The 25,813-nt window shown below is 69.8% G+C and carries 23 protein-coding genes; 5 read left to right on the forward strand and 18 right to left on the reverse strand.

Annotated elements, in window-relative coordinates; genetic code table 11:
• Nucleotides 1-815: 815 nt before the first annotated feature.
• Nucleotides 816-2,672, forward strand: coding sequence for an alpha/beta hydrolase (locus tag HT134_RS44560; protein WP_312887905.1), 1,857 nt, complete (start codon nucleotides 816-818; stop codon nucleotides 2,670-2,672).
• Between the two features lie 5 nt (nucleotides 2,673-2,677).
• On the opposite strand, the gene HT134_RS00830 is transcribed toward HT134_RS44560, so the two are convergent.
• Entirely contained in the window at nucleotides 2,678-3,664 is a 987-nt protein-coding gene (locus tag HT134_RS00830; RefSeq protein ID WP_175598317.1) for a transcriptional regulator, read from the reverse strand.
• A gap of 86 nt (nucleotides 3,665-3,750) precedes the next feature.
• Here HT134_RS00830 and HT134_RS00835 point away from each other — a divergent pair, with 86 nt between their 5' ends.
• On the forward strand, nucleotides 3,751-4,920 hold the full coding sequence (locus HT134_RS00835) for an MFS transporter (protein ID WP_312887906.1): 1,170 nt from the start codon (nucleotides 3,751-3,753) through the stop codon (nucleotides 4,918-4,920).
• A gap of 33 nt (nucleotides 4,921-4,953) precedes the next feature.
• Here the strand turns inward: HT134_RS00835 and HT134_RS00840 are convergent, their stop codons facing one another.
• The 3 genes from HT134_RS00840 to HT134_RS00850 all read right to left on the reverse strand — a co-directional run bounded on the left by HT134_RS00840 (nucleotide 4,954) and on the right by HT134_RS00850 (nucleotide 8,300).
• Entirely contained in the window at nucleotides 4,954-6,387 is a 1,434-nt protein-coding gene (locus tag HT134_RS00840) for a carboxylesterase/lipase family protein (protein WP_175598319.1), read from the reverse strand.
• Between the two features lie 99 nt (nucleotides 6,388-6,486).
• Nucleotides 6,487-7,146: a response regulator gene (locus tag HT134_RS00845; protein WP_175598320.1), complete on the reverse strand. Its 660-nt coding sequence runs from the start codon at nucleotides 7,144-7,146 to the stop codon at nucleotides 6,487-6,489.
• A complete protein-coding gene (locus HT134_RS00850; RefSeq protein ID WP_312887907.1) occupies nucleotides 7,131-8,300 on the reverse strand; it encodes a sensor histidine kinase in 1,170 nt (389 codons plus the stop codon). The genes HT134_RS00845 and HT134_RS00850 overlap by 16 nt, the downstream gene beginning before the upstream one ends.
• Before the next feature lie 199 nt (nucleotides 8,301-8,499).
• On the opposite strand from HT134_RS00850, the gene HT134_RS00855 reads away from it, so the two are divergent.
• Nucleotides 8,500-9,441 (forward strand): ATP-binding cassette domain-containing protein, encoded by a 942-nt coding sequence (locus tag HT134_RS00855; protein ID WP_175598322.1) that lies wholly within the window; start codon nucleotides 8,500-8,502, stop codon nucleotides 9,439-9,441.
• Entirely contained in the window at nucleotides 9,438-11,678 is a 2,241-nt protein-coding gene (locus tag HT134_RS00860) for an alpha/beta fold hydrolase (RefSeq protein ID WP_175598323.1), read from the forward strand. Before HT134_RS00855 ends, HT134_RS00860 begins: the two co-directional genes overlap by 4 nt.
• Nucleotides 11,679-11,689: 11 nt before the next feature.
• On the opposite strand, the gene HT134_RS00865 is transcribed toward HT134_RS00860, so the two are convergent.
• On the reverse strand, nucleotides 11,690-12,049 hold the full coding sequence (locus tag HT134_RS00865) for a winged helix-turn-helix transcriptional regulator (protein ID WP_217707310.1): 360 nt from the start codon (nucleotides 12,047-12,049) through the stop codon (nucleotides 11,690-11,692).
• Between the two features lie 122 nt (nucleotides 12,050-12,171).
• Here HT134_RS00865 and HT134_RS00870 point away from each other — a divergent pair, with 122 nt between their 5' ends.
• Nucleotides 12,172-13,134, forward strand: coding sequence for an NADP-dependent oxidoreductase (locus HT134_RS00870; protein ID WP_175598325.1), 963 nt, complete (start codon nucleotides 12,172-12,174; stop codon nucleotides 13,132-13,134).
• Between the two features lie 9 nt (nucleotides 13,135-13,143).
• Here the strand turns inward: HT134_RS00870 and HT134_RS00875 are convergent, their stop codons facing one another.
• The 13 genes from HT134_RS00875 to HT134_RS00935 form a co-directional block, all read right to left on the reverse strand.
• Nucleotides 13,144-13,560 (reverse strand): ATP-binding cassette domain-containing protein, encoded by a 417-nt coding sequence (locus HT134_RS00875; RefSeq protein ID WP_312887908.1) that lies wholly within the window; start codon nucleotides 13,558-13,560, stop codon nucleotides 13,144-13,146.
• A gap of 312 nt (nucleotides 13,561-13,872) precedes the next feature.
• Entirely contained in the window at nucleotides 13,873-14,313 is a 441-nt protein-coding gene (locus HT134_RS00880; RefSeq protein WP_217707125.1) for a cytidine deaminase family protein, read from the reverse strand.
• A gap of 10 nt (nucleotides 14,314-14,323) precedes the next feature.
• A complete protein-coding gene (locus HT134_RS00885) occupies nucleotides 14,324-14,797 on the reverse strand; it encodes an NUDIX hydrolase (protein ID WP_175598326.1) in 474 nt (157 codons plus the stop codon).
• Nucleotides 14,797-15,561 (reverse strand): AAA family ATPase, encoded by a 765-nt coding sequence (locus HT134_RS00890; RefSeq protein WP_175598327.1) that lies wholly within the window; start codon nucleotides 15,559-15,561, stop codon nucleotides 14,797-14,799. The genes HT134_RS00885 and HT134_RS00890 overlap by 1 nt, the downstream gene beginning before the upstream one ends.
• On the reverse strand, nucleotides 15,561-16,586 hold the full coding sequence (locus HT134_RS00895; protein WP_175598328.1) for a hypothetical protein: 1,026 nt from the start codon (nucleotides 16,584-16,586) through the stop codon (nucleotides 15,561-15,563). The genes HT134_RS00890 and HT134_RS00895 overlap by 1 nt, the downstream gene beginning before the upstream one ends.
• Entirely contained in the window at nucleotides 16,583-18,655 is a 2,073-nt protein-coding gene (locus HT134_RS00900) for a phosphotransferase (RefSeq protein ID WP_175598329.1), read from the reverse strand. The genes HT134_RS00895 and HT134_RS00900 overlap by 4 nt, the downstream gene beginning before the upstream one ends.
• On the reverse strand, nucleotides 18,652-20,265 hold the full coding sequence (locus tag HT134_RS00905) for a carbamoyltransferase family protein (RefSeq protein ID WP_175598330.1): 1,614 nt from the start codon (nucleotides 20,263-20,265) through the stop codon (nucleotides 18,652-18,654). Before HT134_RS00905 ends, HT134_RS00900 begins: the two co-directional genes overlap by 4 nt.
• 12 nt (nucleotides 20,266-20,277) lie before the next feature.
• A complete protein-coding gene (locus HT134_RS00910; RefSeq protein WP_175598331.1) occupies nucleotides 20,278-21,144 on the reverse strand; it encodes a glycosyltransferase family 2 protein in 867 nt (288 codons plus the stop codon).
• A gap of 50 nt (nucleotides 21,145-21,194) precedes the next feature.
• On the reverse strand, nucleotides 21,195-22,316 hold the full coding sequence (locus tag HT134_RS00915; RefSeq protein WP_175598332.1) for a nucleotidyltransferase domain-containing protein: 1,122 nt from the start codon (nucleotides 22,314-22,316) through the stop codon (nucleotides 21,195-21,197).
• Nucleotides 22,317-22,320: 4 nt separating this feature from the next.
• Nucleotides 22,321-23,172: an HAD family hydrolase gene (locus HT134_RS00920; protein WP_175598333.1), complete on the reverse strand. Its 852-nt coding sequence runs from the start codon at nucleotides 23,170-23,172 to the stop codon at nucleotides 22,321-22,323.
• Nucleotides 23,173-23,200: 28 nt separating this feature from the next.
• Nucleotides 23,201-24,142 carry a transketolase family protein gene (locus HT134_RS00925; RefSeq protein WP_175598334.1) on the reverse strand — a complete coding sequence of 314 codons (942 nt, stop codon included), beginning with the start codon at nucleotides 24,140-24,142 and terminating at the stop codon, nucleotides 23,201-23,203.
• Nucleotides 24,139-24,957 (reverse strand): transketolase, encoded by an 819-nt coding sequence (locus HT134_RS00930; protein WP_217707126.1) that lies wholly within the window; start codon nucleotides 24,955-24,957, stop codon nucleotides 24,139-24,141. The genes HT134_RS00925 and HT134_RS00930 overlap by 4 nt, the downstream gene beginning before the upstream one ends.
• A complete protein-coding gene (locus HT134_RS00935) occupies nucleotides 24,954-25,808 on the reverse strand; it encodes a phytanoyl-CoA dioxygenase family protein (protein ID WP_175598335.1) in 855 nt (284 codons plus the stop codon). The genes HT134_RS00930 and HT134_RS00935 overlap by 4 nt, the downstream gene beginning before the upstream one ends.
• Nucleotides 25,809-25,813: the final 5 nt, after the last annotated feature.

The following is a 25,813-nucleotide window of genomic DNA, read 5'->3' on the forward strand; positions in this document are numbered from 1 at the left end:
TATTTCGGGCCACCGCACTGACGTGATGGCCCCAGTCACACATCACCGCCGGCACGTCGCCGCAGCACTTACATTCCCGCCGCCTGACGAGGTCCACGCAAGGCAGGGCGCCCGTCACGCCGCGTGGCCCGGAGGGGAGCGGGAAGGCCGCGTGATTCACCGTGTGCGCGGGTCACGTCACGTGGCGCCATCTACGGCGGGCGCGCTCACACGACATACGCCGTCCGCAGCGTGCGCCGCTCACCTGACATGACCCCATCCCGGACGTGCGCCGCTTACGTGACATAACCCCATCCGAGGCGTGCGCACTCACATGGCAGGGTCATCTCGGCGGCGTCGCTCGCGTGACATGCCGCTGTCCGGGGCGGGCGTCTGTCACTCGGCTCGCCCGGTCCCGGTGCGGCAGCCCTACGAAGGTGTGGCCGCTGGCACGGACGCTGCGGCGACGTGTCCCTGCGGTGATACGTGACCGCGACCGTCACGTCACCGACGGACGAAAGCGAGGTCGGCGGAAGAAGGCGAGGTCACCGGAGGTTCGCCGGACGAGGACGGGCTCGCCCGAGGAGGACGGGGTCGCCGGACGAAAGCGAGGTCGCCCAACGAAAGCGAGGTCGCCGAACGAGGGACGGGGTCCCCCGAGGAGGACGGGGTCGCCGGACGAAAGCGGGGTCGCCCAACGAAGGCGAGGTCGCCGGTGTGGTGTCCGGTCTGCGACCGCGGTCGCAGACCGGACACCACGCGTCATACCCAGGTGGCACCCTTCGCTGGACATTGGGCCGATGTCCCGCGGAGGGCCGCTCTCCGACGATGATCGGGTGAACGCAGCGATACTCGGCCTGTCCCCCGTGGAGTTCGTGGCCCTGGTGGCCGCCGTCCTGCCGGTCCCGGCCCGTCGGCTTCCCCCTGGCGCGCGTCGGCCGGTGACGCTGGCCTGCGCGGCGGTCTTCGCGCTGTGCGCGGTGGTGCTGGCCGTGTCCGGGGTCCGCTGGCCCGTCGTGCCGGTGCTCGCGGGTGGGGCCCTCGCGCTGGCGGTCACCGTCCCGCCGTTGTTCGGGCGGCATGCCGGACGGCCCGCGCGGTGGCGCCGGTGGGCGACCCGGCTGGGGTCGGCTGGGGCACTGGTCCTGGTGCTGGCGGGGGCGGTGACGGCCTGGGCACTGCCCGTGCCCGTGTTTCCCGAGCCGTCGGGTCCGTACGCGGTCGGCACCACGGTCGTGCAGTGGACCGACACCGCCCGGCCGGAGCCGGCCACGTCCCGCCGCGATGACCGGCGCGTGGTCGTGGTCCAGCTCTGGTACCCCGCCACCGGCACGACCCGGGCGGCCGGGCGGGCGCGCTACCTGGGCCGCACCGAGCGGGAGGCGCGGACCGTCGCCCGCGGCGTGGCCTCCTACCTCGGCATGCCGGGTCTCGTGCTGGACCAGGCGGCGCTGGCGACCACCCGCTCGGTGACCGGCGCGCCGGCCGCCGACGGGCGGTTCCCGGTGGTGCTGTTCTCGCCGGGCCTCGGCGGGGTGCGCACCCAGAACACCGCCTGTGCCGAGGAGCTGGCCAGTCGCGGGTACGTGGTCGCGGCCCTCGACCACCCGTACGACTCGGCCGTCGTGACCCTCGCCGACGGGCGGGTTGTCCGGACGCGGCTGTCGGCCACCGGCGACCCGGCGGAGGACAACCGGAGGGCGGCCGGGTGGACCGCCGTCCGCGCCGCAGACCTCCGCTTCGTCCTCACCCAGCTCGGCCGCCTCGACCGCGGCGAACTCCCGGACCCGCTCGCCGCGCACGCCCAAGGGGTGCGGCCGCCGACCCCGATCGCGACCCGCCTGGACCACGCCGCGCCGTCAGGCACGCCCACCACCCAACTCCACGAACCCATACCGGCCAGCACCTCCACCCGACCCCTTCACCAGCCCGTACCGGCCGGCACCCCCACGGGACGCCTTCACGAACCCGTACCGGCCAGCACCTCCACCGGACGCCTCCACCAACCTGTACCGGCCAGCACCCCCACCGGACGCCTCCACCAACTCTCCGGCTCCAGCACTGTTGCCGGCGGCCTCCACCATCCCGTGGCAGCCAGCACCCTCCAAGCCCGCAGCCACCAAGCCGCCTCCTCCAGCACGCTCGCCGCAAGCCCCCGCCGAGCCGCCCAGCCCAGCGCCCTCGCCGGGCGGTTGGACACGGGCCGGGTCGCGGTGACCGGTCATTCGCTCGGTGGCGCCGCCGCCCTGCTGGCCGCCCGGCAGGATCGCCGGTTCGCCGCCGTCATCGACATCGACGGCTATCCCCGGGACCCCGCCCCGGCGCCGTTCCCCCAGCCCGTGCTCGCGCTCGTCCACGACATCGAGCCCGGCCAGGAGCGTGACTACGTCCGCCGCCTGGACCAGGTGCTGAGCCTGAGCACGGCGAGCGGCTACCGGGTGACCGTTCCCGGCGCGGCGCACCTCACCTTCACCGACGCGCCGCTCTTCCTGCCGCCCCTGCCCGCGGTCGTCGGCTCGCCTGACGGCGACACCGCCCCGCACGACACCGCACCACGCGACACCGGGCCGCGCGACACCGGGCCGCGCCTCACCGCCGCCGCCACGGCCGCCTTCCTGGACGCCACCCTGCGGCGCGCGCCGGGCGACCTGGCCGCGACCTTGTCCGCGTACGGCAGGCTGACCGTCCTGTAACTCCCTCAGCCACCGCCCTCGTCCCCCTCACCCTCGACCAGGGCGTCGCCCAGCCTCGTCCGGGAGTACAGGACGGACCGGCCGGTGCGTCGCCGCCGGACCAGGCGGGCGTCCAGCAGCACTTTGAGATGCCGGCCCACCGACCCCAGCCCCTGGCCGGTCAGCGCCACGAGCTGGGTCGTGCTCTTGGGGGTGTCGAGCAGGACGAGTACCCCGGCCCGCGCGCGGCCCAGCAGCGTGCCCAGCGCGTCGGGCGGCGGCGGGGGGTCGCCCCCGGCGAGCGGCCCCCAGCACGGGTACGCCACCGCGCACCGATGCGGCGGCGTCTGCCAGCTCACCCAGCCGGTGCCCGGGGTCACCGGCACGAACAGCAGCCGGGCGCCGGCCAGCTCCCGCGGCGGGTAGTCGTAGGCGTTGATCTGCAGCCGGCCCTCCCCCAGCCAGCGCATGTCGGGCTGCATGCCGCCCAGCGTCGCGGCCCAGCCGCCCTGGCTGAGCCGTTCCGACCGGGCGGCGATGTCGGCCTCGATGACCCGGCGGCGCCGCGGCCAGGTGGGCAGCACGGTCCGGCGCCACACCCATTCCAGCAGGTCGGCGGCGCGTCCGGCCAGGTCGTCGCGGTGTTCCAGCGCGGCCGGGAGCGGCCCGCCGAGCGCGACCGCGAGGTCCGCGCGGACGGCGCCCGCGGGGGTCGCGCGGACGCGTTCGAGCTCGTCGTCGAAGGTCGGCTCCCCTTCTCCGGTGGGCGTGGGGGTCAGGAAGTCGGCGATCCAGTGGTGCCCGAGCGCGGCCCGGACGAGCAGCGCGGTGACCGGGTCGGCGGCCAGCCGGCCGCGGTAGGCGGGCAGATGGGCGTCCAGCCACGCGCGCTCGCCCGGGTGCGCGGCCGTGGCCTTGGCCAGGGTGAGGAACCCCGCGACCGTCTCGGACAGCGCGGAGACCACGAACCGGCTCCCGGCGAGGGTGTCGGCGTCGACCTGCCACCAGCCCATGGTTTCGCCTCCCCGCGAAACCTTAGCGATGAGGTCATGGTGGCGGATGAGATTCCCACATGCGTACGTATGGGGATCTTTTTCGCGTGCCGCAGTTCGCGCCGCTGTTCGCCTCCTCCGCCGCGCAGACGATGGGCACGACGGTGAGCGGGCTGGCCCTCGGCACGCTCGTCTACGCCGCGACCGGCTCGCCGCTGCTGTCGGCGCTGAGCATGTTCGGCTCGTCCTTCGCCCAGGTGATCGGCGCGACGGCGCTGATGTCCGCGGCCGACCGGCTGCCGCCCCGCGCCGCGCTGACCGTCCTCGCCGCCGCCCTCGGGCTCGGCACGGCCGTGCTCGCGATCCCCGGCCTGCCGGTGTGGGCGCTGTTCGTGGTGCTGCTCGGCCTGGGGCTGGTCACCTCGCTGGGCGGCGGGGTACGCCAGGGGCTGCTGAGCGAGCTCCTTCCCGAGCGGGCGTACGTGCTCGGCCGCTCCGTGCTCAACGCGTCGGTGGGCGTCACGCAGATCTGCGGGTTCGCCCTCGGCGGCCTGCTGCTCGCGGCGCTGTCGCCTCGGGGCACGCTGCTCGCCGCGGCGGCGCTCGCCCTCGCCGCCGCGCTGATCTCCTGGGTCGGCCTGGGCCCCCGCCCGCCCCGGGCCTCGGGGCGGCCGTCGATCTCCGCCACCTGGCGCGTCAACGTCCGGCTGTGGTCCTCGGCGCCGCGCCGGTACGTCTTCCTGGCCCTGTGGGTGCCGAACGGGCTGATCGTCGGCTGCGAGGCGCTGTTCGTCCCGTACGCGCCCGGGCACGCGGCGCTGCTGTTCGCCCTGGCCGCGGCCGGCATGCTGGCCGGGGACGTCGTGGTGGGCCGGTTCGTCCCGGCGCGGTGGCGGGAGCGGCTGGCCGCCCCGCTGCGGCTGCTGCTGGCCGTCCCGTACCTGGTCTTCTTCCTGCATCCGGCGCCGGTCCTGGCGGCGGTCGCCGTCACCGTGGCCTCGGCCGGGTACGCGGCGGGCCTCATGCTCCAGGAACGGCTGGTCGCCCTCACCCCGCCCGACGTGCGGGGACAGGCGCTCGGGCTGAACTCCTCGGCGATGATGACCATGCAGGGCGCAGGGGCCGCCCTGGCCGGGGCCCTCGCCCAGCACACCTCTCCCGCTGTGGCGATGTCGGTGATGGCGGCGGCCTCGGTCATCGTCACGCTGTGCCTGGCGCCGGGGCTGCGGTCGGATCCCGCGCGCCAGGAACTCGCGTCCGAGCCGGTCAGCTGCTGAGAGGTACGCGCGCCCGGTCCCCGGGCGGGCCGGTCAGCCGATGACCGGGAAGCCCGTCCTCGACCAGAGTGCGCGGGAGGCAGCCTCCGGGTCCTCGGCGTCGGACGGCGAGGCGTCGAACAGGTGGGTGACGGCGGTGGCCGGGTCGTGGCGCGGCCAGCCGGGGTCGCCCGTCGCGGCGAAGCCGGTCCAGGCGGTCACGAACTGCTCCGACACCTTCGGCAGGTCGGGCGAGCCGCCGGTCAGCCCGGTGGCCATGTCGTCGCCGACGTTGCCGAAGACGAGCGGGACCTCCAGCCCGTGGCAGGCCCGGAAGGCGTCCGTGGGCGACCAGGTCAGCTCGTAGGCGTAGGTGGTGCCGGTGTGCGCGTCGGCCAGCAGCGCGCTCGGCATCCGGAACATCCAGTCCGACATCAGCACCTCGTACAGCTCGGCGTCGGACGCCTCCGGCCTCATCCGCCGGTAGACCTCCTCCGCCCCGTCGGGGGCGAGCGTCTCCAGGGCTCCGGCCAGGTCCACCGGCCGCCCGCCGGCCATCGCGCCGAACAGGCGGAACTCGTCCCTGGTGAAGCCCACGACCAGCTCGACGTCACGGGCCGCGCCGGCCGCCAGCGCGTTCCACGGCGTGTCGGGCAGCACCTCGCCGTCCACCACCGGGGCGAACGCCAGCCCCGCGTACCCCATCGCCCCCCAGCGGCCCGGATCCCCGAAGATCACCTGCGTGGCGACGTCCTCCGCCGCCGCCACCAGCGCCTCGGGCGCGCTCTCGCGCGGTGAGCCGCCCCCGAGCCGCCGGCTGACCTCCGCGGTGACACGGGAGGCGTAGGCGGGGGTGACGAACATGGACGACGCGCTCTGCGCGATGGCCCGCCGGAACAGGCCCTCGGCCATCGGCATCGTCAGCAGGCAGGCGATGGCCCCGGCTCCGGCCGACTGGCCGAACGCCGTGACGTTGCCGGGGTCGCCGCCGAAGGCCGCGACGTTCTCCCGCACCCAGCGCAGCGCCGCCACCTGGTCGAGCAGGGCCCGGTTGTCGGGCGCCCCTTCGACGTGGCCGTAGCCCTCGAAGCCGATCCGGTGGTTGAAGGTGACCACCACCACGCCCCGCCCGGCCAGGTGCGCCCCGTCGTAGGCCGGCAGGTCGGCGAAGCCGGAGCGGTACGCGCCACCGTGGATCCACACCATCACCGGCAGCCCGGAGCCTCCCGGGTCGGGCGTCCAGACGTTGACCGTCAGGCAGTCGAGCCCCGCCGCCGGGTCCCACGCGGGCATGCCCATGAACATCGGCGGCTGAGGCGGCCGCGGCCCGAACCGGGTGGCCTCCAGCACGCCGTCCCACGGCTCGGCCGGCTCCGGCGCCGCGAACCTCAGCGGCCCGAACGGCGCTCTGGCGAACGGGATGCCCTTGAAGGCGGTGACGCCGCCCTCCTCGATGCCGCTCACCCTGCCGGTGCTGATCGTCGTCATCGGCAACCTCCCCGAGATCGTGATCTTCTCCGGCCCCCAGTCTCCTCGCGGGCATGGTCGCCCCCTCATCCGGGCCGGGCGATCAGCGGACTCGGGGGCTCAGGGCAGGTGCGGCGCGGCCTGGAGATAGGCCAGCACCGCCATCACCCGCCGGTTGTGGTCCTCGCACGGCGGCAGGCCGAGCTTGGCGAAGATGTTGTTCGTGTGCTTGCCGACCGCCTTGTCCGTCACCCGGAAGCGGGCGGCGATCGCGAGGTTGGACAGGCCCTCCGCCATCAGCGCCAGCACCTCCCGCTCCCTCGGGGTCAGCCCGCCCAGCGGCTCGTCGCGGCTGCGGCGGGTCAGCAGCTGCGCGATCACCTCGGGGTCCATCACGGTGCCGCCCGCGGCGACCCGGCGCACCGCCTCCACGAACCGGTCGACGTCGCCGACCCGGTCCTTCAGCAGGTAGCCGACCCCGCCGGACCGGCCGGACAGCAGTTCGCGGGCGTAGAGCTGCTCCACGTACTGCGACAGGATCAGCACCGGCAGGCCCGGCACCAGGCGGCGGGCGGCCAGCGCGGCGCGCAGCCCCTCGTCGCTGTGGCCGGGCGGCAGCCGGACGTCGACCACGGCCACGTCCGGGCGGTGGCGGGTGAGGGCGTCCAGCAGCATCGGGCCGTTGTCCACGGCCTCGGCGACCTCGAAGCCGTGGGCGGTGAGCAGGCGGATCAGGCCGTCGCGCAGGAGGGCGAGGTCTTCGGCTATGACAACGCGCACGGGAGCTCCATGGTGAGTTCGGTCGGGCCGCCGGGAGGGCTGTGCAGGGTGAGCCGCCCGTCGAAGGCGGACAGGCGCCGGTCGATGCCGCGGATGCCGGTGCCGGCGGAGCGGCTGGCGCCGCCGCGGCCGTCGTCGCGCACGGTCACGCGGAGCAGGCCGCCCGTGTGGGACACCCGCAGCCACGCGCGCGACGCGCCGCTGTGCTTGGCGACGTTGGTCAGCGCCTCGGCGGTGGCGAAGTACGCCGCGGACTCCACCGGGGCCGCCAGCCGTCCCGGCAGGTCGATCTCGACCTCGACCGGTGTCGGGCACAGCAGCGCGGCGGCCTCGATCGCGCCGGCCAGGCCGCGGTCGGCCAGCACCGGCGGGTGGATGCCGCGCACGAGGTCGCGCAGGTCGGTCAGGGCCTGGCCGGCCACCTCCCGGGCCTCGTCGATCATCTGCCGGACCTGCTCCGGGTCGCCGACGCCGCGGGCCAGCCCCAGGTTCATCCGGATGGCGACGAGCTTGGCCTGCGCGCCGTCGTGCAGGTCGCGTTCGATGCGGCGCAGCTCCGCCGCCCGCGCGTCGACCACCACGGACCGCGACTCGGTGAGCTGCCGGATCCGCGCGGCCGGCGTCAGGCCGGGGAGGAGCAGCAGCGCCGTCAGCCGCGCCTGCACGGTCTGCAGGAGGGGGACGGCCATCAGGGTGATCAGGGCGATGGCCGCGACGGAGACGCTGAAGGCCAGGGTGGTCACGCTCTCGACCTGGGCCACGCGTACCCGGAAGAAGACGTAGTCGAAGGCGGCGACCAGGGCCCAGATGACGAGGGCCGGGGCCGGCCAGGTGATCCCGTGCACGACGAGCCAGGCGAGCTCCCGCCGGGTGGCGGGGTCGCCCGGTCCGGCGCGCCGATCGGGCCCGGCGCGCCAGTGGTGCGGCTCGGGTCCGCCCGGGTCGAGGACGCGGGCCGCCCAGGCGCGCTGGAACCGGGCCAGGCGCCGGACGAGCGCGAGCACCCGGACCAGCGGCGGCCGGCCGAGCCCGGCCACCGGGACCAGCGCGACGCTCGCCAGCAGCAGGGCGGCCAGCGCCGGCGCGGCCACGCCCGTGGCGGCGTTCAGCAGCAGCCCTCCGGCCGCGACGCACAGGCGGCGAACCCCGATCACGACAACGACCCTCCCCCGCGCAGGCGGCGAATCCCGATCACGGGCAGCAGTCTGCCCGATCCGCGGCGCCGTGACGGTAGGCCCAGACCTACCGGCGGAGGTGGGGATGTCCGCCCCCGGTGGTGGGCGCACCCCCATCGTGATCGGCCGGCCACGGCGAGAGGCTGACGGCCGTGAACCGAACGACGAGGGGAAGACCGTGATCGAAGTGAGCGGGCTGACCATGACCTACGGCGGCAAGGTCGCCGTGGACGACCTGAGTTTCACCGTGCGGCCCGGACTGGTGACCGGTTTCCTCGGCCCGAACGGCGCGGGGAAGTCCACCACCATGCGCGCCGTCCTCGGCCTGGAGCGGCCCGGCGCCGGCAAGGCGCTGGTGAACGGCCGCGCCTACGCGTCGTGGCCCAGGCCCCTGCGGACGATGGGGGCGCTGCTCGACGCCGGGGCGGTGCACGGGGGCCGCAGCGCCCACGCGCACCTCGCCTGCCTCGCCCGCAGCAACGGCATCGGCCGCGAGCGGGTGGACGCCGTCCTCGGCCAGGTCGGCCTGGCCGGGGTCGCCGGCCGCAGGATCGGCGGGTTCTCGCTCGGCATGCGCCAGCGCCTCGGGATCGGCGCGGCCCTGCTCGGCGACCCGGCGGTGCTGATGCTCGACGAGCCGCTCAACGGGCTCGACCCGGAGGGCATCCGCTGGCTGCGCGGCCTGCTGCGCTCGCTCGCGGCCGAGGGCCGTACCGTGCTGGTCTCCAGCCACCTGATGAACGAGATGGCGCTCACCGCGGACCATGTCGTCGTCATCGGGCGGGGCCGGCTGATCGCCGACTGCGCCATGGACGTCCTGGCCGGGCGCTTCCAGGCGGAGGTGCTCGTGCGCACGCCCCATCCGGAGCGGCTCGCCGGCGTCCTGCGCGCGCACGGGGCGACCGTGGTCCGCGAGGACGACGGCGGCCTGTCGGTGCGGGACCTGGACGCGGCCCGGATCGGGGTGCTCGCGCTGTCCGAGGGGATCGCGCTGGCCGAGCTGTCCCCGCGCGGCGCGTCCCTGGAGGAGGCGTTCATGCGGCTCACCGAGGACAGCGCCGAGCACAGGGCCGAGTACGGGGCCGAGTACGGGGCCGCCCCGAAGGGGGCCGTGCGATGATCGACGTGATCGCTTCCGAGTGGCTGAAGCTGCGCTCGCTGCGCTCGAACCTCTACCTGCTGGCCTGCTCGGTGGCGGCCGTCCTGGCCAGTGGCGTGGTCGCGTTCCTGATCGGCCGCGGGTTCGACCGGCAGACGCTGGACGAGCGGATGGGCTTCCCGGGCAACGGCGACGGCATCGGCAACGGCATCGCGGTCGCGTACTTCGTGTTCGCCGCGCTGGGCGCCCTCGCGATCACCTCGGAGTACGGGACGGGGATGATCCAGACGAGCCTGGTGGCCGTGCCGCGCCGGCAGCGGCTGCTGCTGGCCAAGGTCCCCGGGCTGGCCGCGGTGTCGCTGGTCGCGGGCCAGGTCCTGGCGTTCGGCATGCACCTGGCGGCGATGGCGGTGCTCGGCGACCGGGCCGGCCAGCTGTTGCGCGACGGGCAGACCCTGGGCACGCCGCTGTCCGAGCCGGGCGTGCTCGCCTCGGTGGTCGCCGCCGGCCTGTCGATGGCGGCGGTCACCCTGATCGGGCTCGGCGTCGGGGCCGCCGTCCGCTCCACGCCGGGCGCCCTGGTCGTCCTCGTCGTGGTCATCGTGGCGCTGCCGACGGTGGTGAAGACCCTCCCCTCGCCGCTGCGCGCCCGGGCCGGCTCCTTCCTCATCGAGAACCTGCCTCTGCAGATCGCCGGGGTCGGCGGCGGAGCGCTGCCGCCCGTGACGGCGGCCGGGCTGCTGCTCGCGTACGTGGTCGCCGCGCTGACGGCGGGGGCGACGGTGATCGCGCTCAAGGGGCGCCGGATCAAGGTCCTGGCCATCGGTACGGCCGCCACCGTCCTGCTGTCGGCGGTGCCCGCCGTCGCGGCCGGTGCGCCGGGCTCCGGCCCGTCGTCGCTGACGTGGGCGGCCTGCGCGGACCGGAACCTCGTCAAGGAGATGCGCTGCGCCTCGATCGAGGTGCCCGTGGACTGGGCCCGGCCGTCCGGGCGCGAGATCCGCCTCACCGTCGGCATGCTGCCGGCCGTCGGCGCCCAACGCCGGATCGGCACGGTCTTCGCGATCCCCGGCGGCCCGGGCGGCTCGGGCGTCAAGGACCTGAGCACGTACGCGGGCAGCTTCGCCGAGCTGCGCGAGCGCTTCGACGTGGTCAGCGTCGAGCCCCGCAACACCATCGACAAGGGCGTCCTGCCGTACGACTGCCTCGTCTCGGGCCCGTGGATCGCCCTGCCCGGCAGCCGCGCCGAGTACGCCGAGCTGGGACGGCGCAACAGGCAGGCGGCCGAGCGCTGCCGCGCCGCCGATCCGGAGTACTTCGACCACATGGACTCGGCCTCGGTCGCGCGCGACATGGAGGCGATCCGGGTCGCGCTGGGAGAGGAGCGGCTCAGCTTCATCGCCTCCTCCTACGGCGGAGTGCCCGCCATCGCCTACGCCCGCCTGTTCCCCGGCCGCGTCCGCGCGATGGTCATGGACGGCGCGGCCAGCCCGTACCTGGACCGCGCCCAGGGCATGCGCTCCCACGAGAGGGCCTTCGGCCGGTTCGCCGCCTGGTGCGCGGCGGACACCGCGTGCGCGCTGCACGGGCAGGACGTCGGCGCGCTCTGGCGGGCGCTGGTGGCGCGGGCCGACCGCGTCCCGGTTCCGGTCAGGGGGGAGCCGTCCGGGACCGCCTACAGCGGGTTCGACCTGAAGCAGGCCGCCGTCGCCAGCGTCGTCTCGCCGGGCCCCGCGCCCGGGTACCCCCGATGGACGCAGCTCGCCGAGGCGATCAGGCGGGCCGCCGGCGGCGACGCGTCCGGGTTCGCCGGCTACGTCCGCCAGGCCACGGGCAGCCCGAAGGTCCCGTCGTTCACCGGCATGAACATGACCCACTGCCTCGACGGCATCCGCTACGGCGGCTACGAGGAGTACCGCGAGGCGCGGCTCGCGGGTGAGCGGCTGCTGCCGAACCTCGCCGGGATCGAGCTGTGGCACCCGCTCGGCTGCGCGGGCTGGCCCGCCCCCGTCGTCAACCCGCCCGCGCCGCTGCCCGCCACGGGGCTGCCGCCGTTCCTGGGCGTCGGCTCCTGGACGGACTTCAGCCTGTCCGAGGACATCGTGCGGCGGGTGCCGGGGTCGTCGGCGCTCCGGTACGAGGGCGACGGCCACGCGCTGTACAACAGCGGCGTCTCGTGCGTCGTCGCCCACGTCAACCGCTACCTCGTCAGCCTGCGCCCGCCCGCGCCGGGCACGGTCTGCCGCCCCGCCGCCTGAGCCCGCGGCGGCTACGACCGGGCCGGGATCTCGTGCAGGTGCCGCTCCACCCAGGAGCGCAGCATGCCCAGCGGCACGGTCACGCTGCGGCCCAGCTCGGTCAGCGCGTACTCCACGTGCAGCGGCACGGCGGGGTACACGGTGCGGTCCACGAAGCCCGCCTCCTCCAGCCGCCGCAACGTCTGGGTCAGCACCTTGGGGCTGACGCCCTGGAGCTGCCGTTGCAGCTCGCCGAAGCGCCTCGGCCCGTCCTCCAGGGCGCCGATGGCCAGCGTCGACCACTTGTTGGCCAGCAGGTCGAGCACGTCGCGGCAGGGGCAGAGCGCCGAGTAGACGTCGTGGCGGTCGTGCTCGCCGGTGGCGCACCTCATGATCACGGCTGGGACTCCTCTCTTACTACCCAACAGATAGTAAGACTCCTTGCGGGTTACTACCACCTGGCGGATAGCGTCCGGGATCGTCGCACCAAGCACACGAAGCGAGGAGAAGCAGCATGTCGACGCCCACCATGCGTGCCGTCAGCCAGCCCGCGTTCGGCGGCCCCGAGGTGCTGGAGCCGGTCCGCGTCCCCCGTCCCGAGCCCCTGCCCACGGAGGTCCTGGTACGGGTGCGCGCCGCCGGCGTCAACCCGGTGGACTGGAAGACCCGCTCCGGGGGCGGCATGGCCGGGGTGCTCGGCCAGCCGCCGTTCATCCTCGGCTGGGACGTCTCCGGCGTGGTCGAGGAGGTCGGCTTCGGCGTGACCACCTGGAAGCCGGGCGACGAGGTGTACGGGATGCCGTGGTTCCCCCGCGCGGCCGGCGCCTACGCCGAGTACGTCACCGCCCCCTCCCGCCAGTTCGCCCGCAAGCCGGCCACCCTGGACCACGAGCACGCGGCCGCCGTGCCGCTGGCGGCCCTGACCGCCTGGCAGGCCCTGACCGACACGGCGGACGTCCGGCCCGGGCAGCGGGTGCTGATCCACGCGGGCGCGGGCGGCGTCGGTCACCTGGCCGTGCAGTTCGCCCGTCACCTGGGCGCGCAGGTCGTCACGACGGCCCGCGCGGCCAAGCACGAGTGGCTGCGCAAGCTCGGCGCCGAGGAGACGATCGACTACACCACGACCCGCTTCGAGGACGCCGTGGCCGACGTGGACGTGGTCATCGACCTGGTGGGCGACGGGCACGACGCCACCAGCACGCGCTCCCTCAAGGTCCTGCGGCCCGGCGGCCTCCTCGTGGCCGTCCCCTCCGGAGTGTCGCCCGAGCTGGCCGAGCGGGCCGAGGCGGCGGGGGTGCGGGCCACGGCGTTCCTGGTCGAGCCCGACGCGCCGGCGCTGGCCCGCATCGCCGGCCTCATCGACCAGGGCGACGTCACGGTCGAGGTGGAGGACGTCCTGCCGCTGGAGCAGGCCGCCGAGGCGCACCGGCGCGGCGAGGAGGGACGCACCCGGGGCAAGCTCGTCCTGACCGTCTGACCAGGGCGATCACAGGTGGAGAGCCGCGGCCGGTGCGCAGCAGCTGCCGGTCGTGAGTGGCCGGCACCACCGCGGCACCCGTGGCGGACAGCGCCTGTGTCGGCTCCCCCACAAGGTCATCGACAGGTCGTTGGTCGGCTCGTCGAGCAGCACTACGTGCGGTCGCCCGGCCAGCAGGACGGTCAGGTCGAGCCGACGCCACTGGCCGATCGACAGGTCGACGACCGGCTTGTGGGTGGCTTCGGAGGGAAGCAGCCCGAGCCGGACGAGCCCGACCGTGTCGACCTCGCCGCGCCCGCCCGAGCTGACCAGCGGGCCCACGCTCGTCCAGCGGCAGGTCGTGCCCGGCGCCGAGCAGCAGGCCGGCCTGATCCGGTAGCGCCGGCCGATCGACAGCCTGGCCAGCGGCCGGATGCGGCCGCTCACCGCGCCGAGCGCCGCCGGCGAGCACTGGAGCAGCGCGCATGGGCCGATGGAGCGATGACGGTGGACATGCTTCCTCCGAAGGCAGGCTCTGGCGCGCCTCGGCGCGGCATGGCTGCGGCGCGGACGCGGGAACCTGAAAGGTGGGACGACGGCGGAACGCTCAGCGGCGCCCGGGGGGCGCGGTGGAGCCGGTCGTCCTCAGAGGATGTACAGATGCACGCATCTATCGCACCTGCGATCACTGCGTGCCCCTCAGTATCCCGGGCTTGGTGTCCGCCTGACGCCGCAAGGAACCCTCGACAGACGGATTGATCACCGGCCGGCGAATGGATCCTCGTGATTTCCGCCCATCGAGCTGACACCTCGGGGATCCGTCAGCCAACGCCTGTACGGAAGCGGCAGAAGCTCTGCAATGGGAATCACCGCCGGCGGATCGCCGATCAAGATGTCCATGCTCGGGAAGTAATCGAACAATGCCTGCCGACAGCGCCCGCATGGCGGAATCAGAACACGGCCTGCCAATCCCACGACAACCATCGTCGTCAATTCATAAATACGCTGCGCTGCGGCCGATCCGATGATCACCACCTCTGCGCAAGGTCCACCTAGAAAGTGTGAGACGCTCATTCCGACCACCGTCCGCCCATCGGGCGCGCGGGCGGCGGCGGCCACGTGGTGATTCTTTCCATCGTAACACCGGGAAGCAAGCTCCTTGGCTTCCTTGATCAGGTCAAAATCGATATCCCGTGCCACGGCAGTCTCCTCATGCGGTCGAGCGGCGATCGAAGAACAGATGGCGGACCTCGCCCCCACCGTCATCGACATGCGCCAGGATCTCTTTGGGCAAGAAATTCATGAACGGCAGCTCGTCCGGACTCACCCATGCGAACTTGTGATGTTCTTCCGCATTGCCGTGAACGACTTCCAGCGGAATGCCATCAGGCCAAGACGCTTCATAGTAGAAGCAGACCTCCTGATGGATCGCCGCCCCCTCCGAACGGATACTCTCGGCGACCAGGGACAGCCGCCCGATGGCGCACTCCACGCCTATCTCCTCGACCAGTTCACGAGCGAGCGCGGTGGTGGACGACTCTCCGAAGCGAACCTTGCCGCCAGGCAGGAACCAGCCGTCCAGATCATCCACGGCACACAGAAGAATTCTTCCCCGCCCTTGAACGATGGCGGCGGCCCGCAGTTTGAAAGAATTGTCGCCGGACCATGCGATGTTCTCTTCCATCATTCCCTCTCGCCGTGGAGAACCGAAGGCCGATCGTCCGCAAGGCCGAGCATGTCAACGGCCTGGCGGGCGGTATCCACGCACACTTCCTTGTCCTGATGTCGGATGTGAAGCCCTCGCGCGTACAACTGGACCATGGTGTCATGGGCCGGGACCACTGTCGACCTCGGTTCGGAGCCACATGTTCCGCATGGCTCACCGTCGTTCGCGCGCCGGAGCAGGAGATCCATCAATGGTTCCATATTCTTGACGTACACAATGTCGTCAGGAAACTCACTGTGGCTGCCCTCTAGATATGAGTTGTAGGCCTCCAGGAAGTCCGAATCGAACCAGACAGCATGCTCCGCGATGGCGGAATACCTGGAACGCCGCTGTATCGACACCGCCGGAGAGGTGATGAAGATGAAGACCCTGCTACGGCGATGCCGATCACGGAGACCTAGCTTCAGACAGTATTCACGAGCGCGCACAAAATGACTCTTGTCCAGCTTCCCCGTCTGCCAGAGGGCATGGCGATAGGCCAGCACTCCGATGTAACACCGATCGCTCAGTACCGAGAGGCGACCGAAGCCCTCGAGCCTTTCCGCCCACCGGACTCGGTCCAGATCCTCTTCCAGCAGGCCCGTGGCGATGGCGAACTCGTCGTTCACCCCTGCTTCTGGCTGAGCTTCCGGAAAGACGATCACCCGATGGTGATGGTGTTCGACGATGGAGCCCAGCAGCGTGGTCTTCCCAGCCCCGGGAGTGCCCTCAAGAACGATCATCACAGGCCCTCGGTCGCCAGATCATGGAGCAACTTGGCTGATTCCCTGAGACAAGTCATGGATTGCGTCAGGCGGAAGACGGGAACCCGCTCGCTCAGCTTCGCCGCCTGCCTTTCCAGCTCGTCATCGTGTGTCTGGGTGAAGTACCGGTCGAGCCATGCCTCCTGGCGGCTGGCGTTTCCCTCCACGAACTGACGCAGCAGTTCGCATGCCTCTTGCCTGTCGTGCACCTGCTCAAGCTCTGGTGACAGCGCCCCAGAATCGAAACGAGGGACGATCACCGCATGCAACCGAGCCTGAGCGACGACGGAAGCTCCCGTCGCTCGTGCCAGCTCGTCGGGAAAGAGGAGCGCCCGACGGTCCGTCGGGTTCCCCGTCCGTACCTGCTCCGGATGGCGGCTGGACTCCAGGACCTGGCGCAACGCGCTGCCCCTGTCGGCCAGCAGGCGCAGGGTGTCCCTGCGTACCGAGATCGCCCGCGGCCAGCCGAAGGCGTCCAAGCCGGCGTCCTCGTCCACGTTCACGACCAGGTCGTCATTGGTCACGTAGTCGAACTCACCGCTCTTCAACATGGCCAGCGTCAGGCTGGTTTTGCCTGCTCGTTTACCCCCAGCCAGTGCCAGCCCCCGGCCGGTACGTCGGCTCACCACAAGTGCCGAGTGGAGGAAGCAGTGGCCACGATCCATGAAAGCCCGGCGGAGGAGGCAGCGCACCAACCGTCGCCGCTGGGTGGTGGCATTCTCCGGGTCTATCGACAGCACCCGTCGCAGGGGGTCAAGCCAGAGCCGGTAACCGATTCCGCTTCCCTTGGAGGGCTGATCGATGAGATCACCCTGTTCATCCTCGCCGGCCATGGCGATGGTCCAGGCGCCGGGCGGCGCCACGTCACCCTCGGCGACAGAGATGTAGGGCGACCAGTGACCGGCCAGAGTCGACGCCGAGGCCGGATCGAGCCAGAGGCGAACCCCAGCGTCGGCGCGCATGGCCGTGTACCAGCCCGGCTGGGCGGCAGCACCCACGATCACCGCGCCCCCCGTTCCAGAAACCTCAGCGCCAAGGCGCCAACGGACGATGCCAGCTGCGGATCCACCACCGGCGCCCATTCCAGAATCCAGCAGAAGTACTCCGCGAGGTGATGTTCGAGGTGCTCGTGACTCAGAGTCACGCACGACTCCGCTGTGTACGCGGCGAGGAAGTCACGCCACGGCAGGTTCATCATGAGGCCGTCATGAAGGTAGACAGACACTAGATCGTGGTAGCGGCAACCTGTACCGCTGCGTTCGAAGTCCACGATTCCGGATATCCGGCCGCCGGCGATGAGAATGTTCCGGGAGGAGAAATCGCCGTGGACGAACCCGACGTGGCACTCGGCCGTTTCCTTGCTCTGGTGATACTTGTCCAGCAGTGAGCGGTACACCGCATCGTGTGTGGATTGAGCCGCCCGGACGGAGGGGCTCCGGCGAAAAGGACTGCTCCCCGGGGCTTCGGCGTGCAGTCGGGCAGCGAGCCTGCCCAGATCCACCGCGAGAGCCCGATCCCACGTCGCCACAGGTCCACCGGTGATCCGCCGAGTGACGATCCACGACAAGGACCCCTGCAACGAGGCGCTGGCGATGGGTGCAGGAATATTCAGGTCCGGACACCTGTCGCCGGCATAGGTGAGCCCCGCCAGTTCTCGACTGCAGCGATCCTCACCCCTATGCGTGTATACCTTGAGGACCGCATCATCAGCGAAGAACGCAACAGATCGCCCCTTGTATCCGGCGCTGCCGGTCCTGGGGAACGACACGCCCGTCCGTGACTGAGCAGCGAGCCGGGCGCAGTCAACCGCCTCGGCCAGTTGAGAAACACCATCCATGTCGTCCGTCTCGTCGAGCAGCGGAAGGGGTTCTGTTTCGCCTGTCCCCTGACGACCTGTCCACTCACGCAGCCAGTAGGGCGGTTCGACCGCACGCAGCGCCAGTGTCAGCGGAGTCACGACGGTCAGAGCCGCGGCATCCCGGATGTCGAGATAGGCGCGGCGAGCGAGCGTGGCCATCCGGTCCCACGAATACCACGTCTCGGCAAGCAGCCTGCCTTCCGCGCCGAGTCTGTGGCGAAGAGCGTCATCGGTGAGCAACTGTTCGACCCGGTCCGGGAAGTCGGTCAGATCATCCATGGCGATGAGCCCGAATCTCTCGAACCATTCGAAGCCGCTGGCGGCGATGGTCGTGCCGACGACCGCGACCCCGGCTCCGATGTACTCGAGCACCTTGAGCTTCATACCGCCGCCGGAGTCCAGCGGGGCCAGTCCGACGATGGAGGAGGCAACGGCGTCCCGCAGGTGCGGTACGGGCCCACGAAGCCTGACGAAGTCGGCCTCTTGGTGGTCTTGCCCACGCAGTTCAGCCGGATAGCGGCCATAGACCTCCACCGCAGCGCCCGTCGCGCGCAGCCTTCCGGCGAACGGATCGCTTCTCAGGTATTCGACAGCGCGCCGGTTCGGCTCGTAGTAGAGATTCCCGACAAAGGCCAGGGTGCGGCTGGACGCGGGCAGGGGTTGTGGGCCCGGCTCGACCCCACACGGCACCACATGCACCGGCATGCGAGTCATGGCCCGTGCGACCTGGGCGTCCTCGTCAGTCAGCGCGACCACCCCGTCCGCTGCCGCGATCGCTCTTGACTGGGCGAAGGCCGCTTCCCTGCACTCGTCCTCAGGGCGATGAATGGAACGCAGCAGAGAGCCCTCGTCATCGTGCATCTCGTACACCAGGGCGGCGCCTACGGAATCGGCCAGCCCTCTGCCGTATTCCGCGGTGAGTTGACTGTTCGCCATCACCAGCACGTCGGGCGCGAAGTCCTTCAGCTCAGGAACGAGCTTCTGGGGGTCGGAGTAGAAGGCCGAATAGTCCAGGTATGAGGTGGCGAACGGCCAGGCCGTCGAAGGCTGGGACTCAGCGTTGAGATCACACAGGAACAGCCGGACGTCTACACCTTGGCGGGCCAGGTGCTTGTTCAGGAACAACGTCCGTGCCGCTGCTCCCGTCAGAGGCAGTGTCCTGACGAATCCGGCCGTGTCGAAAAGGATCGCCACGCGCTGCGGACGGCCGCTCACTCGGGCATCACCAAGTACTCGCCAATGACCATGGCGTCCAGACTGGATGAGCCGAACGTGGTCACCGCATGAGCGGGTGTCTCCACGATGGGTTCCCGATCGTTGAAGGAGGTGTTGAGGACCACCGGAACCCCGGTGAGCCGGCCGAATCGGCTGATCAAACGGTGGAACGTCGGATGGGCGTCGGCTCGCACCGTCTGCACGCGAGCGCTTCCATCCACGTGCGTCACCCCGGCCAGCCGCTCGCGACGCTGCGGCAGAACCGGTACCGCCGAGAGCATGAACGGACTCTCATGGTCGATCTCGAACCAGTCAGCGACGTGTTCCACAGTGACAGCGGGCGCGAAAGGTCGAAACCACTCACGATGTTTGATCCTGCCGTTGAGCGCGTCTCGGGTCTCGACCCGGCGCGGATCCGCCAGGATGCTTCGCTGGCCCAGCGCACGAGCCCCGAGCTCGCTGCCCCCCTGGAACCAGCCGATGAGCTTGCCGTCGGCGATGAGTTCCGCCGCGGTCGCTGCCGGGTCGCTGACCCGTTCGTAAGAGAACCGACGGCGCGGATGCCGTTCAGCGAGCATCGACCGGGGGTGACGCCGTAACGCAAGCAGGATTTCCGCTGAGCTGTAGCTTCTCCCGAAGGAGTCCGCTTCCAGCTTGTGCCGAGGCATCGTGCCGGTGAGGCGGTGCATTCCGTAGAACGCATTTCCAAGCGCCTGGCCACGGTCGGACGCCGGCGGTACAACGTAGACGTCAGCCCCTGTTCGCCGCCGTACCACGTGATTGGCGACACAGTTCATGGCGACTCCCCCGGCCAGGCATACCCGGCGCCGGCCGTGGAGCGACATGAGCTCGGCGACGAGCCGTACCAAGATGTCCTCTGTCGCAGCCTGAACCCAGGCGGCCAGGTCCATGGAGGGTTGGTCGTCGATCATGTGCGGCGGTCCGAGAGACAGACCGGCGGCTGAGGCGAACTCCGCGAGCCCCCGTTCGTGCGTCTTCTCCAGAACGCCTTCCACCTGTGTGCCGATCAATTCGAAGAGCGGAACCTTGTAGGCATCCACATCCCCGAAGGCAGCCAAAGCCATGGTCTTACCGGCTTCCTGCTCATGAAAGCCGAGGTAGTTGGTGAAGGCCTCGTAGGTCGCTCCGATTCCTCCAGCGCGGGGGCGTTCTGAGCGGTTCCCGCCCACCTTCTCGATCCCGGACCCGTCCGCGAGATAGCAGCTCTCGGTGTCGCGGTCATTTCCGGCCCCGTCAGCCACGACGATGAGAGCGTCATCGAACCCTGACGTGCAGAAGGCGCTGTAGGCATGAGCGAGGTGGTGGTCGACGGTGTGGATCCGCTTCGGGTCGACGCCATAGCGGTCGAGACCACCCGTGAACCCCGCGGGAAGTCGAGGCCCGACACAGCTGAACACCACGGCATCCGCGTCCGACAGGCGGACGTCCATCGCCTCCAGGCAATATGCGAGCGCGGCCTGCCAGCCACCGCTGTACCTGGTCCGGTTGATGCGCTCTTCTGCGATCGCGACAACCTTTTCACCGTGGATGATGGCGCATCCACCGTCGTGTCCCATGTTGAGGCCGATCGACAGGGGACTGGATTTCATGCGAACTGCTCCCTACATAAGTCGACGACATACGTGGAGACGAAGTCGTTCGATCCGGAACCCGGCTATCCGGGCGAGGTTCATGAGCAGCACCACCCGATTGGCTGCCGCTCGGAGCGCGTCGCGGATGCGGTAGCTGTCGTAGATGTGCGTCCCACCATGCAGCCGCCGCACCCGAGCCACGGAGACGCCGTGCCAGAAGGCTCTGAGCAGCACCGACCGGGTACGCAAGTCCGCCGAGCGGACGGCGCGTCTGACGACCGCCTTCGGGGCCACGATCACCTCTTCGCCCGCGCACAGGGCACGGATGACGAACTCGAGATCCTCGCAGCTCAAATGTCTTTCGCCACGGACGCCGAGCGTCTCGTCGAACAGGGATTCAGGTTCGTTCCTGAACCCGAGATTGCATCCGATCAGCCAGTACGGCGCGCGCAACCGGGTGCGGTGCTCGGGCCACGCGAGCGGCACGAACTGCTCGAGCACCGCAGCCGGCAGCTCCGCTCGAGGCGAGTCGGCTGCCGGCAGGTCCGCAACCGTGCGGCCACCGGCGCAGAAGGCTCCACTCTCCCGCAAAGCCGCGCTCAGCTCGTGCACCCAGTTCGGCAGGGGCCGGCTGTCCGGATCAGTGACCAGCACGTAGGCACCACTCGCAGCGCGGATACCGGCGTTGCGGGCTCTGCTGAGTCCCACATGCGGCTCGTGCACCACCCTGATCGCGCAGCCCGGGATACTGTCTGCCCGGAAATCATCAGGTAGCCGACGTTGCCGATGGTTGTCCACGATGACAAGCTCGTCGAGCGCCCCCGACGGGCGCTGTTCCCGGAGTGCTTCCAGCAGCCCGTCCAGGTCATGAACGTTTCCGTACACAGCGGTCACCACGCTGACGCCCCGTTTGTGGTTCGCGGGTTCCGCCCCCGCTCCCTGTGACATCACATCCGGGGGACTTCTGACGAGGTCGTACGCACCTGGTCATCGCCCAGCAGACGCTCGAAGAAGGAAGCCCGCCAACGCCCCGGTTTTCCCTCCATGTGCCCGAAGTCCTCCAGGTATGCCGTGTCCTCCGGCTTCATGCTCGCCAGTGCCCGTTGGGGAATCGCCTCCGGGTAGCACAGAGAGGCAAAATGAAGCGCGTAATATATCTCGGTGGCCGCCGAACAGGCGTGCGCCAGCTCGATCAGCTCATGCCAGGTTTCCTCCGGCCAGGCGCGGGTCAATACGACGATGTCCAGCAGTTGCCGAAGCCGCAGCCCTTTACCGGACTCCAGGTAGTACAACGCCGTCGCCTCCTTGTGCAGATGGAGACACAGGTCGAGCATCTGGTCGACCTCGGACATCGCCCTGCTGGATACTCCGCAGATGTCCTGGGCGACGGAGCGGGCGAACAGATCGGCGTTGGTCACCTCCACCGCTGCGCTCTTCTGGGCGATCTGATGGCATGGGTCGACCTTGAAATGATCTACTTCTACGGACCCGCTGTACTTGACGAAAGGAAGGCTGTTGTTCAGGTGCGCCTTCCAGTACACCTGGGCGCGTCTGCTGTAGGGCCGCACGGTACCGTCCGGCGCCAGCAGGCCCTGCTGATAGCCCAACTTCTCGACCACGGCGCCGAAGGCGCCCATGTCGACGCGGTCGACCAGCAGGTCCAGATCGCTCGACTGCCGAGCCCCGAGGTCAGCGAAGCCATACGTGTCGAGAACCGGTCCCTTACGCACCAGATATCGCACATCGGCCGCGTTCAACGCGTTCAGAACAGTCGCGTACTCGGCGTGTTGCACCTGGTTCCGGACGCGATTGCCCACGTAGGCGCCGGAGAACACTTGTCTGTATGGCGTCAGAGGCTTGCGATCGGCATCGTGATCGAGGCGATACGAGATGATGTTCCTGCCGACGAGGGGCAGCAGGCGATGGCGCGCAGCCAAATCGAGGAAGCGTCCCCAGTCAAGAGCCCCGCGGTGGGCCAAGAGAAGGCCACGAACCTCGGATACGTCGTGATCGTTCAACTCGTGCCTGGCCAGCGAAAGGAGAAGAGCGAGTTCCGGTTGGCCGGTCAAGGCGTCAGGACAGTTGTCGCACACAGGAATCAGTCGTCTCCGTTCTGTCAGCGGGCACCGCTGCGATCAGACGCTGTGGCGCCAAGTCTCGTAAGAACTCTCCGAGTGACTCGGTCAGATGCAGATCGGCTGCGGCGACGGCGGCGGCCGCACCTTCACGCATCGCTATGCCGATGCGGCACTCCGCGAGTAGTCCCGCATCGTTCGGTCCGTCGCCGAAGGCGATGGTCCGCTCCAGGCCCTGTTCCCCGAACTCAGCGAGCAGGTGCGCGGCCAGGGCACCGGACTTCCCGGTTCCCTCGGGATGAATGAGAGTCGCTCCGAACGCGGTCAATCGCCGGGTCACACAGCGGAAGCCGTCGAGCGCGGCCCTCACCCGGGATTGCTCGGCAAGCACCACGGCCCGGCCGAGCGGGATGCCCATCTGGCTCGGCAGGCCGATGCTCACCACTGCTCGGGGTAGTCGATAGGCCATGGCGAGGACGAGCGCTGCTCGTCGACTGCTCGCGTAGTAGTCGCCACCGGCCTCGACCACGACGTCCTCGAACCCCTTCTCCAGCAGATGGGATCCGAGGCCCTCCGGAAGCGCGCGTGTCTGGCGGAACAACCCGCAGCGCCGATCGAACACCGCGTCGCCATCGCTGATCAGGACTTGTGGCTCCAAAAGGGCCAGCAATTCCTCGTCGAGCGAGGCGGCGCGCAGACTCGCCAGCGAGCGCCCCGTGATCAGGATGGACACGAGACCGAGGTCACGCAGCCGGGTGAGGCCGGCGGCGAGGCCGGGCAGCGCGTCACCGTTCGCGTCCAGAAGGGTGCCGTCGAGGTCGAAGGCAGCGTAGCGAATCGGCTCGATCATCGCGCCGCAAGCCTCGACATCGACCGGGTCAAGATTGCTGGATCCACGCGAGCACCTCCTCGGGCCCAGGCATTCCCATGTGCTTCTTCACCACGTGGGGATCGCCGGCCACATGGGGATGCCGATCGGGCACCCCCACCCGCAGGAAGGGCACGCCACGTCCGCTCTCTGCGATGGCTTCTGCCACCGCGCTGCCCAGTCCGCCTATCGTGGAGTGCTCCTCGATCGTGACGACAGGAAGACTCGACCGGACCAGGCGGGCGATCGTTTCTTGGTCGAAGGGCTTGATGGTGTGCATGCTGATCAACCCGACGTCGATGCCGTCCTGGCGCCATCCGCTGACCCAGGTATAGGCCTCCTCCAGGGCATGCCCTGTGCAGATGACAACGGCATCGTTGCCCGTGAAGATCTCGATGGCTCGGCCAAGTGTCACTTGGGCGTCGGCGGAATGGATGATGGGTAGAGCGGATCGGTCTTTCGGCAGGCGCATGTAGACCGGCCCGTCGATCTCGTCTATCTGAGGGAGCAGCGCCTGCATCTCGCGCAGATCACCCGGGCAGACCACTGTCATATTGGGCAGGGCTCGCATCACGGCGACGTCCTCAACCGAGGCCTGGGCGATGTCCGGGCCTCGGGTGTACCCCGCGCTGGTCCCGATCAGCCTGATCTTGGCTCTCGTGAAGGCAGCGTCGATTCTGATCTGGTCGAACGGCCGGTAGAGCAGGAAGCATACGTTGTTCCAGAGAAATACTCGCTTCCCCGTGCTGCAGATCCCGAAAGCCATGGAAACCGCGTTCTGTTCGGCGATGCCGACGTTGACGAAACGATCGGGATAGCTTTTCTCGAACTCCTGCATCCCGGCGATGTTGCCGTCGGACACGACGTAGTAGACATCTCTGTCCCGGGCTCCCAGTTCCATCATGAAGTTCGCGAACACTTCATTGACCGCGGCTCCCCACTGCGGTGTCATCGCAACTCCCGCAGCGCCTGGATGACCTCGGCCTGGGTCATCGACCGATAATGCCAGGCCACATCGTTCTCCATGATGGATACGCCCTTGCCCTTGACCGTGTGCGCGATGAGGCATTTCGGACCGTCGGCCGGCTTTTTCAGTGCCGCCTCGAGGGCGTCGCAGTCGTGTCCGTCCACGTCGACTGCGTGCCAGCCGAAATCAGTGAAACGCTCGGACAGATTCGCCATGCGAATGAGATCTTCGACCCGATTGGACCCCTGGAGCTTGTTGCAGTCCACGATGAGCGTCAGGTTGTCAAGATCCAACGAGGGAGCCAGCATGGCGGCCTCCCAGATCTGCCCTTCTTGACATTCTCCATCGCCGACCACGACGTAGACGCGATAGGGCATCCCGTCGCGCTTCCCGGCCAATGCCATGCCGATCCCGATGGAGAGTCCGCGGCCCAGGGAAGCCGTGGAAGCCTCCACGCCCGGCAGCGTGAACATCTCCACCAACGGCACGATCCGGCTGCCTGGCTCGTTGTATCTTTTCAGCGTCTCCGCCGGAAAGAACCCTCGTGATGCAAGGACCGCGTACAACACGGCTGCCGCACTACCCTTGCTGATCAATCGATCACGGCCGGGCCAGTCAGGACGAGCAGGATCGACCCGCATCACACGTTCGTAGAGTGTGTGCAGGATCTCCACCATCGAGAGATTGGGTCCCAGATGCCACGCCTTTGCTCGTGCGATCGTCTTGACGATCTGGCGCCTTATCTCCTTGGGGCTCGCGAGAACGACCCGTTCCTCCTGTGCGCCTTCGACCAAGCTCACGATCTCTCCCTCGCCTCGTGCTGTTCGAACTCCCTGCTCAGCCTTCTGCCATGGGTCAGCTCGCGGAGTGACAGCGGGTGGGCGTCATCCCACTCAATGGCATTGCGCATCAGTTCCCGGACGGTGGGCGGCATTCGCGACAGAAATCCGGGCTCTCGCATGTACCGCCACGACCCATGGCCTCCCGTCGACTCTCGATAGGCCTGGAGCTCGATGTGGATGACGCCGCGCGGAGTGCCCGCGGAGCAGGCCGCCCGATGCAGGAGATGGGCGTTCATCATCAGCATGTCCCCGGCTTTACATCTGATGACCTGCTCATTCTCGATCGGGTCGGCGCTCTTCGCCCGCCGAAGCGCGTCCTCGGCTGGTGTGAGCGGTCGGCGATGCGAGCCCGGAACTATCCGCAGCGAGGAGTCGTCCCAGAGACAGAGATTGAAATGTGCGTGGGTAGGAACCCCCTCAGGATCGTAGTGATCGTGCTCGCCATAGTCTCGATGCCAGTAGAGGGAGTAGCCGACTCTGCGGGGCTCCCAATAGACATGAGCGCGCCAGAATCTCAGACGGTCGTCGTCCAGCACTTCCCGGGCATGCTGGACGACGCGGCCGTCCTCGAGGATCTCGCCGAATTCGTCCTGATACGCCGGTAGCGCGAAGACATGCTCGACGCCCCACGTATCGAAATCCGCTCCGCTTCGCTCCGTATACCGGACTTTGAATGCGGCAGGCGTGCTCTCGACCTGGCTCCTGAGGCGACCGACCGCCGCGCGAAGCCGCTCTATCTGCTGCCGGGTGAGCAGATCCGGGATCACGAGGTGACCCGCACGCCTGAAACGCAGCATGTTGCTTTCCACGTCGA

This window comes from Nonomuraea rhodomycinica (genome assembly GCF_013363995.1).
GTDB lineage: Bacteria > Actinomycetota > Actinomycetes > Streptosporangiales > Streptosporangiaceae > Nonomuraea > Nonomuraea rhodomycinica.